This window comes from Flavobacterium sp. (assembly GCF_044339515.1).
GTDB lineage: Bacteria > Bacteroidota > Bacteroidia > Flavobacteriales > Flavobacteriaceae > Flavobacterium.
Window position 1 is genome coordinate 39,366 of sequence record NZ_JBIIVK010000018.1, and the last position, 18,423, is coordinate 57,788.

The window sequence follows — 18,423 nt, forward strand, 5'->3', positions numbered from 1 at the left end:
ATGTATAAGTTGATTAAAATTAATCTTTCTTCGGAGTAATTTTATTTTCCTCTGATCTTGGAGGTCTTGGTAAAAGAGCTTTTCTGGATACTTTCTCTTTTCTGGTTTTCGGATCTATACCCAAGTATTTTACTTGAAAAACATCGCCCATTTTAACCACATCCGAAACATTTTCGGTTCTTTCCCAAGCTAATTCAGAAACGTGTAACAACACTTCATTTCCGGGAGCTTGCGTATACTCTACTACTGCACCAAAATCAAGCATTTTAATTACTTTTACTTCGTAAGCTTCACCCATTTCAGGTTTAAAAATAATCGAATCAATTTTAGCTAAAACAGCTGCAATTCCATCAGGGTCTGTTCCTAAAATTTCTACAACACCTTGTTCATCTACTTCATTAATTACAATTGTTGTTCCGGTAGCTTTTTGTAATTCTTGAATTACTTTTCCGCCAGGACCAATCAAAGCACCTATGAAAGCACCTGGAATGGTTCGCATGATGATTTTTGGAGCGTGTTTTTTAACGTCTGGTCTTGGAGTAGAAATGGTTTCTGTTAATTTGCTCAAAATGTGTAGACGACCTTCTCTCGCTTGATCTAAGGCTTGTTCCATAATATCATAGCGTAAACCGTCAATTTTGATATCCATTTGACAAGCGGTGATTCCGTCAGCTGTTCCGGTAACTTTAAAGTCCATATCGCCTAAATGATCTTCGTCACCTAAAATGTCTGAAAGAACTGCAAATTTTTGACCGTCTGTAATCAATCCCATCGCAATCCCTGAAACAGGTTTTACCATTTGAACTCCGGCATCCATTAACGCCATTGTTCCGGCACAAACGGTTGCCATAGAAGAAGAACCGTTAGATTCTAAAACTTCGGAAACAACTCTAATTGTGTAAGGACAATCAGCAGGAATCATATTTTTTAAAGCACGTTGAGCCAAGTTTCCGTGACCCACTTCTCTTCTTGAAGTTCCTCTTAATGGTTTTGCTTCACCTGTTGAGAAAGGAGGGAAGTTATAGTGTAAGTAGAATTTTTCTTCTCCTTGCTCTGATGGAGAATCAATTTGATTTGCTTCTCTTGATGTTCCTAACGTTACTGTAGCCAATGCTTGTGTTTCACCACGCGTAAATAAAGATGAACCGTGAACGGATGGCAAATAATCGATTTCACACCAAATAGGTCTGATTTCGGTTGTTTTTCTTCCGTCTAATCGAATTCCTTTTTCAAGGATTACATTACGAACAGCTTCTTTATTGGTTTTGTAGAAATATTTTCCAACTAAACCGGTTAAATCTGCATTTTCAGCGTATTCTTCTTCGGTATATAATGCTTTACATTCTTCTTTAACAGCGGCAAATTTTTCACCTCTTTCGCTTTTTCCTGAAGCTTCTTGAGCAATGGCATAACATTTGTCATACGCTGCTGCTTTTATTTTGGCATAAACTGCTTCATCTTCCACTTCGCCTTCGTAAGTTCTAATTTCTTTTTTGCCAAATGCTTCTTGCAAACGCAATTGAGCTTGAATTTGAACTTTAATGGCTTCGTGAGCAAATTTAATGGCTTCTACCATCTCTTTTTCTGAAATTTCTTTCATTTCACCTTCCACCATCGCAACAGAATCCATTGAAGCACCAATCATCATATCGATGTCTGATTGTTCCAGTTGAGTTCTGCTAGGGTTGATGACAAATTTTCCATCCACTCGAGCCACTCGAACTTCAGAAATTAAATTATAAAAAGGAATATCGGAAACCGCTAACGCAGCAGAAGCAGCCAAACCGGCAAGAGCATCAGGCATTACATTTTCGTCATGACTCATTAATTGAATCATCACTTGTGTTTCTGCGTGATAATCATCCGGAAATAATGGACGTAATACACGGTCAACTAATCGCATGGTTAATACTTCACTGTCGCTTGGACGAGCCTCTCTTTTGAAAAAACCACCTGGAAATCTTCCCGCAGCGGCAAATTTTTCGCGATAATCAACGGTTAATGGTAAAAAATCAACTCCTGGATTAGAAGTTCTGGCAGAAACGGCAGTTGCTAACAACATACAATCTCCTAAGCGAACTACCACAGAACCGTCTGCTTGTTTCGCTAATTTTCCGGTTTCGATTGAAATGGTACGTCCATCTCCTAAATCGATAACCTCTCTTGTTACATTTGGAATCATAAATAAATCCTTAATTTGGTATTAATATTAGGTTTCGTTGTGTTGTTGTGTGTAGTTGTTGTGTAACCCAATGAAAAACCAAACTTTTTTCTTCAAAATATATAAAACAAAAAGAGGCACTTTCGCACCTCTTTCCTATTGATTATTTTCTAATATTCAATTCTTTGATAATCTCACGATATCTGTTGATATCTTTTTTCTTTAAGTAGTCAAGAAGACTTCTTCTTTTACCTACCAATAACACTAACGAACGTTCGGTGTTGTAATCATGACGATTTTTTTTCAAGTGCTCCGTTAAGTGAGAAATTCTGAAAGTGAACAATGCAATTTGTCCCTCAGCAGAACCTGTGTTTTCAGCTTTTCCTCCGTGTTTAGCGAAGATTTCAGCTTTTGTTTCTTTAGTTAAATACATTCCAATATTATTTAAATGATTATTATGTATGAAATAGGTGTTTCCTAATTCGGTTGCAAAGGTAATTTTATTTTTTTAATGGACAAGTTTTTCTAAAACAACTTTGCAACTTCTTCGTTTACAAATTCCAGAAATTTTTCATCTTTTTTGGTAAATGGATCCAGCACATGACTGTCGATATCGATTTGACCAATGTTTTTCCCATTTACAAAAAGCGGCACCACAATTTCGGACTTTACGGTAAAACTACAGGCAATATAATTGTCCTGAGCAGAAACATCGGGCACTACAAAGTTTTTGTTAGAAACTGCTACTTGTCCGCAAATTCCTTTTCCAAACGGAATGACCGTATGATCGGTTTCTGCACCAACATAAGGTCCTAAATGAAGGGTTTGTGCATCGTGGTTGGCAAAATAATATCCAACCCAATTGTAGTAATCTACATTATCATGTAAAAGTTGGCAAAGTAGCTGTAACTTTTCATCTCGAGAAATATCAAATCGAATTAATACTTCTACGACTTTTGGTTTTAGGGCATCAAAATTCATAGCATTAATTTTTTACAAAGGTAAAACATCAACACTGCCTAAAAATACATATTTTTGTTAAAAATACAGTTTTGAAAAAATACCTTAATCAATACAAACCTTTTCTTTCATTTTTACTGAAATTTTTTTTGAGTTATATTGTTTTAACCTTGCTGTATCAATTTTACTTAAATTCATTTGATTCAGCTTCCTTAGAAATAGATTCAATTACCGAAATTGTAAGTGCTCAAACACAAAAAACGATTGAACTTTTTAACTACAACTCGCATTTAGAGCCTCATCCCAAACAAAATTCGAACATGCTTTTTGTAGAAGGCAAAAAAGTTGCCAGAGTAGTAGAAGGTTGCAACGCGATTAGTGTAATTATTCTTTTTATTTCTTTTGTCATTGCTTTTAAAGGAAATTGGAAAAAAACAGTGTTATTCATTTTGGTTGGTAGCCTATTAATTTATGTTTTGAATGTAATTCGAATTGCTTTAATTGCGATTGCTTTATATCATTATCCTGAACAAGAACATTTATTACACGGAGTTGTTTTTCCACTGTTTATTTATGGGGTTGTGTTTTTATTATGGGTGATTTGGGTAAATAAATTTTCTGTTTATGCAACACAAAACAAAGGCTAAAATTATTGATTTTATTTTCATTGCAATTTGTGTGCTAGCTTTAGCATTCATTCGTTTTTTTGAAGAAAAATTGTTTTATGATCCCTTTTTGAGCTATTTTAAAAACGACTACCTTAATTTGCCTTTTCCTGATTTTAAAGGAATCGGACTTTTTTTTAGTCTATTGTTTCGGTATGTTTTGAATTCTTCTCTGTCTCTTGCGGTTATTTACTTTTTGTTCAAAGATGTGTCGATAACCAAATTTGCTTTTTTACTTTATTTGCTTCTGTTTTTTATACTCATAGGGATGTTTTTTGGAATCGTTTTGTTATTAGATGAAAAGAGTAATTTCATACTTTTTTATGTTCGAAGATTTATCATTCAACCTTTATTTTTAGTGCTTTTTATCCCGGCTTTTTATTTTCAAAAAAAGCATTCTTAAATCCTTTTTTCGTAACTTTATAGTATAAATTTAAGCGTTATGAAAGTAACCAAATTTTCAGGCGAATTGGTTTTATTCGATAAAGAAAAACTTCAACATTCTTTGCGAAAATCAGGTGCGGATGAAAATGCTGTTTTACAAGTGATGCATGAAATTGACAAGCAATTATACGAAGGAATTCCAACCAAAAAAATTTACAAACTCGCTTTTCAATTACTTAAAAATTTTTCTAATGCACATGCGGCACGATATAATTTGAGATCGGCTGTTCAGGCTCTTGGTCCGGCAGGTTTCTATTTTGAAAAGTTCATAGCAAAATTATTTGAATTGGAAGGATATCAAACACAAACCAATTTGATTTTAGACGGAAAATGCATTTCACATGAAGTGGATGTTTTGCTCAAAATGGAAAATATGGTTTCAATGATTGAATGCAAATTTCATGGAAACCAAGACACCAAATCCGATGTGAAAGTTCCGCTCTACATTTTATCCCGATTTAATGATTTAAAAGGAAAAGATTTTTCTGTCTTCAATGCCAATTATCAAATAAGTCAATGCTGGATTGTAACCAATAATAGATTTACGGACGATGCCATAAAATTTGCAACTTGTTCAAATTTGTCTTTGTTAAGCTGGGATTATCCGAAAGGGAATAGTTTACGAAACAAAATAGACGCTGCCCAAATTTATCCTGTGACTTGTTTGACAACATTAACACAACTTGAAAAAGATAAATTGTTGATGCAAGAACTGATCACTGTAAAAGATTTGATTAAACGATCGGAATGGCTTTCAAAAATCGGATTGAGTAAAAACCGAATTAAAAATTGTCTAAATGAAGCATATCAATTGTGTAATGTAATATATTAAAGTTATGAAAATTCATTTTTTAGGAGGAACAGGAACAGTGACAGGTTCAAAAACAGTTGTCGAATTGAATGAAAACCGCATTTTAATCGATTGTGGTTTATTTCAAGGAATCAAATCATTACGGGAGTTAAACCGGCAACCGTTGTCAATCGAACCTTCTACCATTGATTTTGTGTTGCTCACGCATGGCCATCTCGATCATTGTGGTTGGTTGCCGTTATTAGTAAAAAATGGGTTTAAGGGAAAAATATTTTGCACTGCTCCAACCAAGCAAATTTCAAAACTTATTCTCGCCGATAGTGCAAAAATTCAAGAAGAAGAAGCGTCAAAAGCGAATCAAGAGCATTTTTCCAAACATAATCCTGCCGAACCACTTTATACCGTGGCCGATGCAGAACGGGTAACGCACTTTTTTAGAGTGATTGAACCTAACTTAGAGGTTAAATTAACAGATGACTGTTATTTTAAATTTTTTCCTTCAGCACATATTCTTGGTGCTTGTTCCATTGAGTTAAATGCCGAAGAGAAAACACTTATTTTCTCAGGTGATGTGGGTCAAGATGATGATGTACTCATGCATCCACCTCAAAAACCGAAGTCGGGCGATTATATCTTTTTAGAATCTACTTACGGAAATCGTCTTCATCCTCAAAATGATGTGTTGTTTGAAGTAGAAAAAATTATCAATACAACGATTAGTCGTGGAGGAAATGTTATCATACCCAGTTTTGCAGTAGAGCGAGTGCAAACTGTGATGTATTTGATTTGGCAGTTGCGTCTACAAAATCGCATTCCAAACGTGTCCTACATAATTGATACACCTATGGGAATTAGAGTTTTGGATGTTTTTAACGATAATCCGAAATGGCATAAATTGAATCCGCATGAATGTGAAGAAATGTGTAGCATGTTTACCATGATTTCCGATTATGAAGATACCATTAATGCCATTTATGACAAAAGACCCAAAGTGGTGATTGCAGCTAGTGGAATGATTACCGGTGGAAGAGTTTTGTCGTACTTGGAACGCTATATTGACAAACCGGAAAACACAGTAATGTTAGTGGGTTATCAAGCCGAAGGAACTCGCGGAAGAAAATTACTAGAAGGGGCCAAAGAAGTTAAACTCTACGGAAAATATTATCCCGTTGAAGCAGAAATCGTTTTAGTTGAAGGACTTTCCGCACACGGTGACCAAAAAGATTTATTAAATTGGTTGAGCGAATTGAAACAAAAACCTAAAAAAATATTTTTAGTACACGGTGAAAATGAAGCAGCCGACACCTTGCGAACAAAGATTTTTGATACGTATGGATTTGATGCAACCGTTCCGCTTTTGGGTCAAGTGGTTGAGATTTAATTCAATTAACAGATTTTTTTGAAGTTAGTATTCAAAAAAAAGTAACTTTGCAGCATGAATTTCAAAAAGTGCACAAGTATAATCATGGCTTTTTATCTGCTGATTTCTTCCAGCGGATTGGCTTTTAATGTGCATTATTGTGGTGATACGATTGCTTCTGTTTCCTCCGTTTTTAACACGGAAGAACCTTGTGTAATGGATGTTCATCCAGAAGAAAAATCGTGTTGTTCAGCTTCTTCAGAAAGCCACGACGGTTGTTGTTCCGATGAAACCATTCAAGCGGATTTTGATGATGTAGTGATAAAACAAGTACACTTTGATTTCGATTATGTTTCGGTGTTGCCAACTGTTGAATTTTCTTTTTATACCAATAGAGTAGAACAAATCAACGAGCAATTGTTTGATTATTATTGTGATGCGAATGCTCCGCCACTCTATCAATTGTATTCCCAATTTGTTTTTTACGCTTGATTTTAGATTAAACTGCATTTCACTTTTGTGAAAAAAATGACGTTTAATTTAAAATCATTTTGAATGAAAAAACAACTTATAATTTTATTATTTTTATTGTTTTCCGCTTTACTTTTTTCGCAAGAAAAGGTAATAGGGAAAATTACTTTCGACAATAATCAGCCTCTTCCCGGAGCAAATATTTACTGGCAAAACACACAAATTGGTGCTGTTTCCGATGATAAAGGAAACTTTTCGATTCCTTTTACAGCCGAAAATACGGTTTTAGTGATTAGTTATGTAGGTTTTAAGACCGTTACCTTAACAATTACTGAACCAAAATCAATTACTCAAAATTTAGAATTTGACAATACGTTGGATGAAGTTACGCTGACCAAAGTTAGAAAATCACTTCAAAAGAATTATTTGGCAGCAGCCAACGTTCAAACGATGACAAGTAAGGAATTGCTCAAAGCTGCTTGTTGTAATTTATCCGAAAGTTTTGAAACCAATCCATCCATTGATGTTAATTTTTCAGATGCGGTTTCAGGAAGTCGTCAAATCAGAATGTTGGGATTAACAAGTCCATACATTTTAATGACAGAAGAAAATATTCCCGCTATTCGTGGTGCTTCGCAGGCGTACGGACTTTCCTTTGTGCCCGGAACTTGGGTGGAAAGTATTCAAATTACCAAAGGAGCAGGTTCTGTGGTTAATGGATTTGAAAGTATTTCGGGTCAAATCAATTATGAAATGATCAAACCACATGATGATATTCCATTCTTTTTGAATGCGTATGGTTCTACCGATTCGCGATTTGAATTAAATACACATTTCAATAAAAAATTAAATGATAAATGGGCAACCAGTTTGTTCCTTCATGGAAATGCCAGAGTTTCAAAAAACGATATGAACGACGATGGTTTTTTGGATAATCCAATCGGTCAACAAATTAATATGATAAACCGTTGGCAATATACCGATGCCGAAAAGGGTTGGGTGAGTTTTATCAACTTTCGATATATGAACGATGATAAACAAACCGGACAAGTTGATTTTGATCCGGATAGAGATAGGGGAACAACCAATTTTTGGGGTTCCGAAATCAATACAGAAAAGTTAGATATATCCTCAAAAATAGGTCTGGTTTCGACGGAAGTTCCGTGGCGAAGTTTTGGTTTTCAAAATGCGTTTAATTACCATAAACAAAACTCGTATTTTGGTTTAAATCAATATGACATTACGCAACGAAGTTTTTATTCTAATTTGATTTATAATTCGATTTTAAGTAACACCTCACATAAATTTACTACCGGACTAAATTTTACATATGATTCTTTTAGTGAAAATGTAAACACATTAGACTTTAGTAGAATCGATAATTCTATTGGAACTTTTTTCGAGTATACCTATTGCAATGGAGATGATTTAAATTATGTTTTAGGCGGTCGAATTGACTACCACAATCGTTTAGGCGTTTTTGTAACGCCAAGAGCACATTTACGATATAAACCTTTTGAAAAAACCACTTTCAGAATTTCTGCCGGAAGAGGAAAAAGAAGTGCCAATATTTTTGCCGAAAACCAACAACTTTTTGCTTCTTCACGTCAATTTCAAATTTTGGATTCAGGTGGAGAAATTTATGGTTTGGATGCTGAAATTGCATGGAATTACGGTTTTAGTTTTTTACAAGGATTTAAAGTTTTTGGAAAAGAAGCCGAATTTTCAGTTGATTTTTACCGAACCGATTTTCAAAATCAAGCCATTGTTGATGTAGATAATAGTCCGCAACAAGTTTTGTTTTACAATCTTGACGGAAAATCATTTGCCAATAGTTTACAAGTGGATTTGAGTTATGAAATTTCACATCATTTTAATGTGAGAACAGCTTACAAATATTATGATGTTCAAACAGAATATACGATTGGTTTGGTTGAAAGACCTTTGCAAGCCAAACACCGATTTTTTACCAACATTGCTTATGAAACTCACGTGATGGAAAAAGGTCAACAATGGAAATTAGATTTCACTTATAATTGGTTAGGAAAACAACGTTTGCCAAGAACACAGTCGAATCCTGAAGAATATCGTTTGCAGGAGTATACCAATCCGTTTTCGGTGATGAATGCTCAAGTAACTAAAACTTTTTCTAAAACATTTGAGATTTATTTAGGTGCAGAAAACTTAGGTAATTATCAACAGGACAATGCGATTTTAGGAAGTAATGATCCTTTTGGTGCGTATTTTGATAGTTCAATGGTCTATGCTCCGGTTTTTGGAGCAATGTTTTATACGGGATTGCGTTTTAAAATTCAGTAACAAAAATCAATAACAATTTCAATAACAATTTCAAAAATGAAAAAATTAATTTTTATACTAATGATTTCCTTAATTGGAATTTCAGTTCAAGCACAAGAAAAGAAAAACAAAAATGCAAAATATGACATCGAAGTGAATGGTAATTGTGATATGTGCAAAAAGCGTATTGAAAAAGCTGCCTTGTCTGTAAAAGGAGTAAAATCAGCCGTTTGGCATATTGATCATCAAGATTTGCATTTAATTTTAGATGAAAATAAATGTACGATTGATCAAGTTCACGAAGCAGTGGCAAAAGTGGGTCATGATACGGAGAAAGTTAAAGCATCAGATGAAGCTTACAATGATTTGCACGGATGTTGTAAGTTTGAAAGAAAGCAATAAATTTAATAGTTCCGATATCGTTATCGGAACTTTTTTTATAAAATTGGTTTTGATTCAAAATTTAATTTAATTTTACATCGTTTTAGGTAAATAATGTGAAAACAATAAAGTCAGTTTTAGAGAAGCAAATAGGATTTTTTTCTTTCCTGTTAGCATTTATTGTTTTTTATTCAGGATCAGTCAGAGGATTATTGGCTTCAGATTTATCTTCTCCTGAAGTTGTTCACCTTACACAATCTTCTAAAGATCAGTCCGACCTTCATCAGCAACAAGCAACAATTTTCAATGCGATTAGCGAGGTTGAAACAGTAGAATCTGAAATTGATGAAGTTCAATTCGATTATATCTTTTCAAAGTCGGTAGTATTTACTTTTTTTTCTACTGATAATCCATCTTTCAAGCAATTTTTAGAGGGAGTACAAGGAAGAAAATTACACCTTTACGATTTATACTGCAATTGGAAAATCCATTTGTCTTAATACATTATTAGTTTTTAAGATTTCAATTTTTTATTGAAAATCAATAACTTATGTATTAATTCAAACTCATTAATTTGTGAAAACAACTAGCAATGGCTTTGATGAACATGCTGTTCTTCATCGTCTAACACATTATTTACCGGCACAAAATCCATTGAAAGACTTTGTGCATCACAATACTTTACACGCTTTTCAACATAAAAAATTTCATGATGCGTTAGCCAAAGCAACCACTCTTTTTGGTTACAAAACGTATTTGCCTTTGGAAGATTTCAGAAATCGTTTAAAAAAGAATGAAATAAATCAATCTGTACTCGATTGGGTCATTGAAAAGGAAAAAGGAAAAGAAAATTTCTCGGTTTGGAAAGATAAATTACTTCATCAAAACTATGATGAATCGGTAAAACCCAGAATTGGAAATTTACGTGCCAATTGGAAGAAAGAATATGCTATAAATTTAGAAAAATCTACACATAGTTTACTTTTTCGTTTACTGTGCAGTTATTTAGACCAAGGCATCGCACTTTGGACTTTTCCTGAAAAGGCAACTGGTTTTTTAGCTGCAATTAAAGCTTTGGAACAAAATACTTCTCAAAGTTTGTTTTCTTCAACAAGAGTAAAGGAATTGCTTTTTAATAATGCATCCATTTCAGAATTACTCGAAATTGTAGTTGGAAAAGTTGAGCTTTATGAATACTATTTATTTGATCAACAATTTTCTCACCCAGGTTGGAGTGGGATGATAGCTACGTTGGAAGCTAATCCGACCTCGCTTTTGGATGCGAAACCAATATCGTTTGAAGAATTGGTTAAATTTGAATTATTGCTAGAAATAGATGTTCTTGACAAAAAATTCAATGGCAATTGGTCACCTCTTGGTAGTAGAGTGAGAACGCATGAATACAAGCTTTTTGAATCGGTTAAAGAGAGCGAACTATTCCAAGTTTTGTCACTTTGGCAACAAGCGTTTGAGTGGAGTTTTTATGATCAGGTTCTCGGAAGTGTTCATCAGACAGAAACCATTTCATCTACTTCTATTCCAAGTTTTCAGGGCTTATTTTGTATGGATGACCGAGAATGTTCTTTCAGAAGACACATTGAACATCAAGATTCGAAAGCAGAAACGTTTGGCACAGCTGCTTTTTTTAATTTTGAGTTTTATTACCAACCGGTCAACGGTAAATTTCATACCAAATTATGTCCGGCTCCTGTTACACCTAAGTACTTGATAAAAGAAGAACACCGCAAGAAAAAACACGTTAAAGATTTACATTACCACAAACACTCACATTCATTGCTTTTTGGTTGGATTATCAGTCAAACACTTGGGTTCACTTCCGCATTTAAATTATTTTTAAATATTTTCAAACCATCAATGTCTCCGGCTACTACGGCTTCTTTTAAACACTTACATAAAAAGGCCAAACTTCATATCGAAAACAAAAATCTTACAGATACAGAAAATGGTTTACAAGTTGGATTTACCATTGAAGAAATGGCCAATAGGGTAGAGGGATTACTCAAAAGTATTGGTTTGGTTAAAAACTTTTCGTCGCTTGTTTATGTTGTTGGACACGGTGCAACCAGTGTAAACAATACACATTATGCCGGATATGATTGCGGAGCCTGTTGTGGTAGACCAAGTTCTGTGAATGCAAAAGTTGCTTGTTTTGCAGCCAATCATCCAAAAGTAAGATTGCTTCTCAAAGAAAGAGGACTTACTATTCCTGATACGACTCAATTTTTACCCGCTTTGCACGATACTACACGGGATGAAATTCAATTCTATGATGAAGAAAGTTTAAGTGAGTTGAATCAAAGAATACATATTCAAAATCAGGAGATCTTTGCAACAGCTCTTCGGAACAATGCAAAAGAGCGTTCCAGAAGATTTGATACCATTAATTCTTCCGATTCGCTTGAAAAGGTTCATAAAAATGTAAAGAAACGTTCACTTTCCTTATTCGAACCAAGGCCGGAATTAAATCATGCAACCAATGCCATGAGCGTAATTGGAAGAAGAAGTTTGTCTAAACAATTGTTTTTGGACAGACGCTCATTTTTGAATTCTTATGATTATCAAGTAGACCCGTCCGGTGACTTTTTGGCGTTGATTTTAGGACAAGTAGCTCCGGTTGCCGGTGGAATTAATTTGGAATACTATTTTTCCAGAGTAGATAATCAGAAGTTAGGAGCTGGTTCAAAATTACCACATAATGTAATGGGTTTAATTGGTGTGGCAAACGGTATAGATGGTGATTTACGTCCCGGATTACCCAGTCAGATGATAGAAGTTCACGATCCGATCCGATTGTTAGTTGTGGCGGAACATTTTCCTGAAGTTGTTCAAAAAGCAATTGCCAAAAATCCTTCTACATATGAATGGTTTAAAAATGAATGGGTAAAATTAGCCGTTGTTCATCCAGAAACAAAACAAATTTTTGTGTTTGAAAAACAAGAGTTTATCATTTATAATCCCATTCAAAAAACAAATTACGTTCAAAACGAGTTGGAAGTTGATGTTAAAACAAAGGAGAATTTGCCTATTTCAATTCTAAAAACAGCTTAAGATTATGGAAAATATACTCCAGTTTTTTTTATTGTTTCCGATTTTAGGTTTCTTAATCAGTGTATTTCTACCTGAGAAGAATGAAAAACTAGTTTCAGGAATTGCATTCGCAACTGTTTTCATCCAATTTTTAGGAATAGTTATATTTTGTGTAATTTGGGTTTTGAACGACTCACCTGATTTAAACCTGAAGGAAATAACGATATTCAGTACTTCACATTACGAGTTTTTTATCGATTTTTATTTTGATCGAATTACGGCTGTTTATCTGTTTGTTGGAGCTTTACTTACTTCAATGATTACCACTTATAGTCGCTATTACCTTCATCGTGAGAAAGGATATAAACGTTTTTTTACAACCGTTTTATTTTTCTTTTTTGGTTATAATTTAGCGATTCTGTCCGGTAATTTTGAAACCTTATTCATCGGTTGGGAGATTATTGGAATCTCATCTTTTCTGTTAATTGCTTTCTATCGAGAACGTTATTTGCCCGTAAAGAATGCCTTTAAGGTGTTTTCCATTTACAGAATTGGCGATGTCGGTTTACTCTTAACCATGTGGGCAAGTCACCATTTATTTCATGAAAACATCACTTTTATGAAGCTGAATAATTATGAATTGGTGAACGAACACCTGCAAAATCATTCCTTAATTGGTGTTTTTATTGCTTTATGCCTGGCTTGTGCGGCTGCGGCCAAATCGGCTCAAATTCCTTTCTCGTCTTGGTTACCCCGAGCAATGGAAGGGCCAACACCCTCCAGTGCAATTTTTTATGGTTCGCTATCCGTGCATTTGGGTGTGTTTTTAATGTTGCGAACTTTTCCTTTTTGGGAACATCAAACTTCGATGCGATTTGCTATTGGGTTGATGGGATTAACCACTAGTATCATGAGTTCATTGATGGCGAGAGTTCAATCTTCTATAAAAAGTCAGGTAGCCTATAGTTCTATTTCACAGATCGGAATTATATTTATTGAAATCGCTCTTGGTTTAGAAGTATTGGCACTTTTTCATTTTGCCGGAAATGCTTTTCTACGAACATATCAATTGTTGGTTTCGCCTTCAGTAGTGAGTTATTTAATTAGAGAACAGTTTTACACTTTTCAACCTAAATCTGAAAAGGATAATTTTTTCTTTCCAAGAGTGATTAAAAACACACTCTATGTTCTTGCGTTGAAGGAATTTAAATTAGAAGCCTTTTTAAACATAGTGCTTTGGCGACCTTTGAAAATAATCGGTAAATCATTAGACTTTTTGAATTTAAAAAGAGTTTATTTCTTTTTTATACCGCTTTTTGCTTTTGGCACAATTGCTTATCAATTCAAAGAAAAAGTACCAAGCGAATTAACATCACTTCTTCCTGAAATTTTTGCCGGAATTGGTTTAGTGTTTGTTTTTAAATCGTTTTCTGAGCGGAAAAGTCCATTTCTAGCATGGATTTTAATAGTAATGAATCACTTTTGGATTGCTTTGGCCATTGTCTTTAATGAACATGTAACGGTAAGTGAAATCACATTTTACCTTGCAGGAATTATTGTTTCCGGCTCAATCGGTTATTTGGCATTACTAAAATTAAAGAAATTGGAAAAACGGATTTTAATTAGCCAATACTTAGGACATGTATATGAACATCCAAAGTTTGCTTTTTTCTTTTTATTAGCCACACTGGGCATTACAGGTTTTCCTATAACCAGCACTTTTATTGGGGAGGATTTACTATTTAGCCATATCAGCAGTAACCAAGTTGTACTTGCCTTTTTTGTAGCATCTAGTTTTGTGGTTTCGGGAATTGCCGGAATTAGAATTTATGCTCGTTTATTCTTGGGACCTCATGTAAAAACGTATCATGAGTTACCCTATCAATCATCTTAATAGTTAAAAAAATATGAAAACAAAAAAATATATCCCTGCTGATGGTTTAGCAGGACTAAAAGAGAATTTTAAAACAGATGCTATTTCCGGTTTTATAGTTTTTTTATTGGCATTACCCTTGAGTTTGGGAATTGCTAAAGCTTCAGATTTTCCTCCAATTATGGGGTTAATCACGGCAATTATTGGTGGAATACTCGTTAGTTTTTTCATGGGTTCGCGTTTAACCATAAAAGGTCCTGCTGCCGGTTTAATTGTAATTGTTGCCGGTGCTGTGGCCGAATTTGGTCATGGCGACCCAATTTTAGGTTGGAAATTAGCTTTAGGAGCAATGGTTATTGCCGGATTGATACAAATACTTTTTGGAATTTTTAAATTAGGAAAGTTAGCCGATTTTTTTCCACTCTCAACCATTCACGGAATGTTGGCTGCGATAGGAATTATCATTATCGCTAAGCAAATTCCGGTTTTATTGAATGATAATCCACTTTTAGCCAAAGGGATGAATCCGGTAGAATTGTTGTTGAATATTCCAAAGTTTGTAATTAATTTGGACCCCAAGGCAACGTTTATTGGCGTGATCAGTTTGGCAATACTATTAGGTTGGCCATTCATTAAAAATAAAAATATTAAAATGATTCCCGCTCCGTTAGTGGTTTTGCTCTTTGCTATTCCGGCCGAACTTGTAATGGATTTTGCTCACACAGAACCTCCATACGCATTGGTAAAAATTGGAAGTTTAACCGATAACCTTCAATGGAATGTAGATTTTTCCGGAATAAATCAAACCGGAATTTTTATTAAATATGTTGTTATGTTCGCCTTGGTAGGTTCATTGGAATCTTTATTAACCGTTAAAGCAATTGATTTGGCCGACCCATTCAAAAGAAAATCGAACGCAAACAAAGATTTAATTGCTGTAGGAATTGGTAATACGTTAGCTGCATTTCTAGGAGGTTTACCTATGATATCCGAAGTAGCCAGAAGTTCATCCAACGTTAATAATGGTGCCAAAACACGATGGGCAAATTTTTTTCACGGCGTTTTTATATTGCTTTTTGTATTGTTAGCGGCTCCGTTATTAGAAATGATTCCCAATGCAGCTTTGGCTGCTATGTTAATTACTGTAGGAATTAAATTGGCACATCCAAGAGAATTTATTCACATGCTTCACATCGGAAAAGAACAGTTGCTTATTTTTACAGGCACAGTTATTGTGACACTTTTTGAGGATTTATTAGTGGGAATTGCATTCGGAATGCTTTTAAAAATGATTATTCATGTGGTTAACGGAACCCCGATTTCTTCTTTTTTTAAAGCCCAAACAATTGTTTCTTTTGAAGGGAATAACTATTATGTTGAAATCGATAAATCGGCCATTTTTTCAAATTATTTAGGCATTAAAAGAAAGTTGGAAGAAATTCCTCCAGGCTATCAAGTAATTATTGATTTAAAAAAGACTAAATTAGTAGATCATTCAGTGATGGAAAATTTAGAGCATTTTAAACTCGATTATGAAGCTCATGATGATGGGGGAACAGTAACAATTAATGGTTTGGACAACCATAAACCTTTGTCTAATCATCCGAAGGCATCAAGAAAAAAGAACTTAAAAATTAAATATGAAGAAGTTAATTAAACTGATTATATTCGCTGTGATAATAATAATTTTTCTAGAAAATCACACGATTTATGCCCAAGCAAAATCATCAAATGAAAACATTTGGTTTCATTATTTCGGTAAGAATATGATTTCCGATAAGCTATCATTTTCTTTTGAAGCAACGATGCGTTATGCTAATGGGTTTTCAGAGAAGCAACAATATTTTGTGCGTCCTTCTGTTGATTATCAGTTTACTAAACAATTTATGGCAACCATTGGATACAGTCACTACAACACATATTCGTATGGAGATCCGGCCATGAATCGAACAAATATTCCAGAAGATCATATTTGGATTCAAGGAACTTTTGTACACAATAAGAATGATTTAAGAATTACCCACCGTTTGCGTGATGAGTTCCGATTTGTAGGCATCGCAAATCAAAATAACGAAGGAAGTTTTAGTATTGATGATTACGATTACAGGAATAGATTACGGTATATGATTTTATTTAATTATCCATTGAAAAAAAAAGAAGAATCTACAAAATTGTTTGCGGTTTTTGGCAACGAAATTTTTTTGAATATAGGTTCTAATGCGGGTAAAACCTTTTTAAACCAAAACCGAATTATTGGAGGAGTAGGTTATAATTTTGATAAAAATCATCAAATTCAATTAAATTATATTCATCAGCATATTTGGAATTTTTCCAATACATTGCTCGAAAGTAATCCAACGCTACGACTATCTTATATCACCTCTTTTGATTGGACTAAATCGTAAATAAAGCAAAAATCCGTCAAGAATTTCTTCGAGACGGATTTTTATGTTATAATTTATTATGCAAATTGAATTTCAGTAGAAATTCCTTCATTTACTGAAAACATAAAAATGGTCGATGCATTTTCGATGAAGATTTTTTCTAAAAATACTTTTGAAGTTAATTCTTTATACAATTTCCCAAAAATTAATCTTGAAGATTTTGTGGAAATAGTAACGTTTTTAGCATCTATTTTAATCGAATCACCTTGATTAATAAGATTTTTTATATGATTATATATTTCACTACTTTTTTCATCAGTAGCAATAACATTACCAAAACTAGAGAGAATTAAATTTTTCATATATATGTTTTTTCTTTTGATAATATTTCAGTAAAGAATTTATTAATTTCTATAACTTCAGTTATAGGTAATTTTATGTAAACTATAGTTCCTTTCCAATAACTAGATGCAAATGTACTAATATTTCCTTGAATATTTCTATAAATATAGCCTTCGGTATGTATAATTAACTTTCCTTTAAGCCTAGTAACGATTTCATTAACAAGCCATAAGCCAGTTCCGCAATGGCCATTCTCAATTTTTGACGTTATCTTTCTTTGAAACGCTAAATTTAATAAATTAGTATCTGATTTGTTGTATTTTTCTTTCATTGTGGTTATAATACCTTCAGAAGTGTCTACTGAAATTATTTCAACTTTCGTTTTGTTGCCTTCTGCCATTAATATCGATTTTTCATCATTTTCAGCATGATATAAAAAGTTAGATGATATTTCAACTAGGCAAGTCTTAATATATTCAACAATTTCAAAATTTTTATCTTTATAATAATTGTTTATAATTTCATAATATTTGTTACTTAAATCATCTTTACTTTTTACAACTTCTCTATTTATTGGATGTGGAGCGACAAAGAAATCATTTCTTTGTAGAGGTTTAATATTTGAAAAAATCCTATCTACATCTTTTTTATCATAATATGCTTTAATTAATTCGTGTAAATGAAATTTTGAAAATAAATCTGTTATTTCATCTATATTGGCTGATGGATTGTCTAAGCATTTATTATCTAAACTATATGCTAAAATTTTATAAATGATGAGAGATGTAATAGAGGTAAATTCTGTATGTTTTATTTTTACTTGAAAATCGTAATTTTTAATTTCTTTGTTTTCAAGTTTAAAAACAAAATTTAATTTTAGAATTAGACTACTTATGTTATTTTCGTTATACTTACCATTTATTTGTATTTGTTTCATTATTTTTTAAATTCTTTTTTAAATTTTTTAAGTAGTTCGTCTTCATAACTTAACTCTCTACTTTTCGTATTCTGCGAAACTTCCAACAAATAATCTGAATAATCGTGGCAAATCTTTATTATTTCATCAGGTAAATATAAATAATTTTTTTTTGTTAATTTTTTTTTGATTGTCCGCAATTACCCATAATTAAATAAAAAGCCTTATATTTGATAAAAAAAAGCGATGAATTTATTCAGTTTTACGGCAAATTTTGGAAGTGAAGAAGCTTGTAGACTTCATTTTAAA

Annotated in this window: 17 protein-coding genes; 12 read left to right on the forward strand and 5 right to left on the reverse strand. The window is 33.3% G+C overall.

The genetic code is table 11. From position 1 onward, the window contains the following. Window positions 1–19: 19 nt before the first annotated feature. The 3 genes from ACIQ0M_RS06855 to ACIQ0M_RS06865 all read right to left on the reverse strand — a co-directional run bounded on the left by ACIQ0M_RS06855 (window position 20) and on the right by ACIQ0M_RS06865 (window position 3,142). A complete protein-coding gene (locus ACIQ0M_RS06855; protein WP_396151059.1) occupies window positions 20–2,182 on the reverse strand; it encodes a polyribonucleotide nucleotidyltransferase in 2,163 nt (720 codons plus the stop codon). 142 nt (window positions 2,183–2,324) lie between these two features. Continuing rightward, a complete protein-coding gene (rpsO, locus tag ACIQ0M_RS06860) occupies window positions 2,325–2,594 on the reverse strand; it encodes a 30S ribosomal protein S15 (RefSeq protein WP_026711936.1) in 270 nt (89 codons plus the stop codon). 92 nt (window positions 2,595–2,686) lie between these two features. Then, a complete protein-coding gene (locus ACIQ0M_RS06865; protein ID WP_396151061.1) occupies window positions 2,687–3,142 on the reverse strand; it encodes a GAF domain-containing protein in 456 nt (151 codons plus the stop codon). A gap of 71 nt (window positions 3,143–3,213) precedes the next feature. On the opposite strand from ACIQ0M_RS06865, the gene xrtF reads away from it, so the two are divergent. The 12 genes from xrtF (at window position 3,214) to ACIQ0M_RS06925 (ending at window position 16,877) form a co-directional block, all read left to right on the forward strand. After that, window positions 3,214–3,768, forward strand: a complete 555-nt coding sequence (xrtF, locus tag ACIQ0M_RS06870; protein WP_396151063.1) for an exosortase family protein XrtF — start codon at window positions 3,214–3,216, stop codon at window positions 3,766–3,768. Next, window positions 3,746–4,189, forward strand: a complete 444-nt coding sequence (locus ACIQ0M_RS06875) for an exosortase F system-associated membrane protein (protein ID WP_396151066.1) — start codon at window positions 3,746–3,748, stop codon at window positions 4,187–4,189. The genes xrtF and ACIQ0M_RS06875 overlap by 23 nt, the downstream gene beginning before the upstream one ends. A gap of 39 nt (window positions 4,190–4,228) precedes the next feature. After that, window positions 4,229–5,062 carry a restriction endonuclease gene (locus tag ACIQ0M_RS06880; RefSeq protein ID WP_396151068.1) on the forward strand — a complete coding sequence of 278 codons (834 nt, stop codon included), beginning with the start codon at window positions 4,229–4,231 and terminating at the stop codon, window positions 5,060–5,062. Window positions 5,063–5,066: 4 nt separating this feature from the next. Continuing rightward, the gene (locus ACIQ0M_RS06885; protein ID WP_396151070.1) at window positions 5,067–6,422 is read left to right on the forward strand and encodes an MBL fold metallo-hydrolase RNA specificity domain-containing protein; all 1,356 of its coding nucleotides are present in this window, start codon (window positions 5,067–5,069) and stop codon (window positions 6,420–6,422) included. A 54-nt stretch (window positions 6,423–6,476) separates the two neighbouring features. Then, a complete protein-coding gene (locus ACIQ0M_RS06890; RefSeq protein ID WP_396151072.1) occupies window positions 6,477–6,893 on the forward strand; it encodes an HYC_CC_PP family protein in 417 nt (138 codons plus the stop codon). Between the two features lie 63 nt (window positions 6,894–6,956). Further along, window positions 6,957–9,191 carry a TonB-dependent receptor domain-containing protein gene (locus ACIQ0M_RS06895; RefSeq protein WP_396151074.1) on the forward strand — a complete coding sequence of 745 codons (2,235 nt, stop codon included), beginning with the start codon at window positions 6,957–6,959 and terminating at the stop codon, window positions 9,189–9,191. Window positions 9,192–9,227: 36 nt separating this feature from the next. After that, entirely contained in the window at window positions 9,228–9,572 is a 345-nt protein-coding gene (locus tag ACIQ0M_RS06900) for a heavy-metal-associated domain-containing protein (RefSeq protein WP_396151076.1), read from the forward strand. A 95-nt stretch (window positions 9,573–9,667) separates the two neighbouring features. Then, window positions 9,668–10,051 carry a hypothetical protein gene (locus ACIQ0M_RS06905; protein WP_396151078.1) on the forward strand — a complete coding sequence of 128 codons (384 nt, stop codon included), beginning with the start codon at window positions 9,668–9,670 and terminating at the stop codon, window positions 10,049–10,051. A gap of 76 nt (window positions 10,052–10,127) precedes the next feature. Continuing rightward, window positions 10,128–12,620 (forward strand): YbcC family protein, encoded by a 2,493-nt coding sequence (locus tag ACIQ0M_RS06910; protein WP_396151080.1) that lies wholly within the window; start codon window positions 10,128–10,130, stop codon window positions 12,618–12,620. 4 nt (window positions 12,621–12,624) lie between these two features. Beyond that, the gene (locus ACIQ0M_RS06915) at window positions 12,625–14,493 is read left to right on the forward strand and encodes a proton-conducting transporter membrane subunit (RefSeq protein ID WP_396151082.1); all 1,869 of its coding nucleotides are present in this window, start codon (window positions 12,625–12,627) and stop codon (window positions 14,491–14,493) included. A gap of 13 nt (window positions 14,494–14,506) precedes the next feature. Then, entirely contained in the window at window positions 14,507–16,129 is a 1,623-nt protein-coding gene (locus ACIQ0M_RS06920) for a SulP family inorganic anion transporter (protein ID WP_396151084.1), read from the forward strand. Then, window positions 16,113–16,877 (forward strand): DUF2490 domain-containing protein, encoded by a 765-nt coding sequence (locus ACIQ0M_RS06925; RefSeq protein WP_396151086.1) that lies wholly within the window; start codon window positions 16,113–16,115, stop codon window positions 16,875–16,877. The genes ACIQ0M_RS06920 and ACIQ0M_RS06925 overlap by 17 nt, the downstream gene beginning before the upstream one ends. Before the next feature lie 56 nt (window positions 16,878–16,933). On the opposite strand, the gene ACIQ0M_RS06930 is transcribed toward ACIQ0M_RS06925, so the two are convergent. Then, window positions 16,934–17,218, reverse strand: coding sequence for a hypothetical protein (locus ACIQ0M_RS06930; RefSeq protein WP_396151088.1), 285 nt, complete (start codon window positions 17,216–17,218; stop codon window positions 16,934–16,936). After that, complete coding sequence (locus ACIQ0M_RS06935) at window positions 17,215–18,135, reverse strand: hypothetical protein (protein ID WP_396151090.1); 921 nt, start codon at window positions 18,133–18,135, stop codon at window positions 17,215–17,217. The genes ACIQ0M_RS06930 and ACIQ0M_RS06935 overlap by 4 nt, the downstream gene beginning before the upstream one ends. Window positions 18,136–18,423 lie beyond the last annotated feature (288 nt).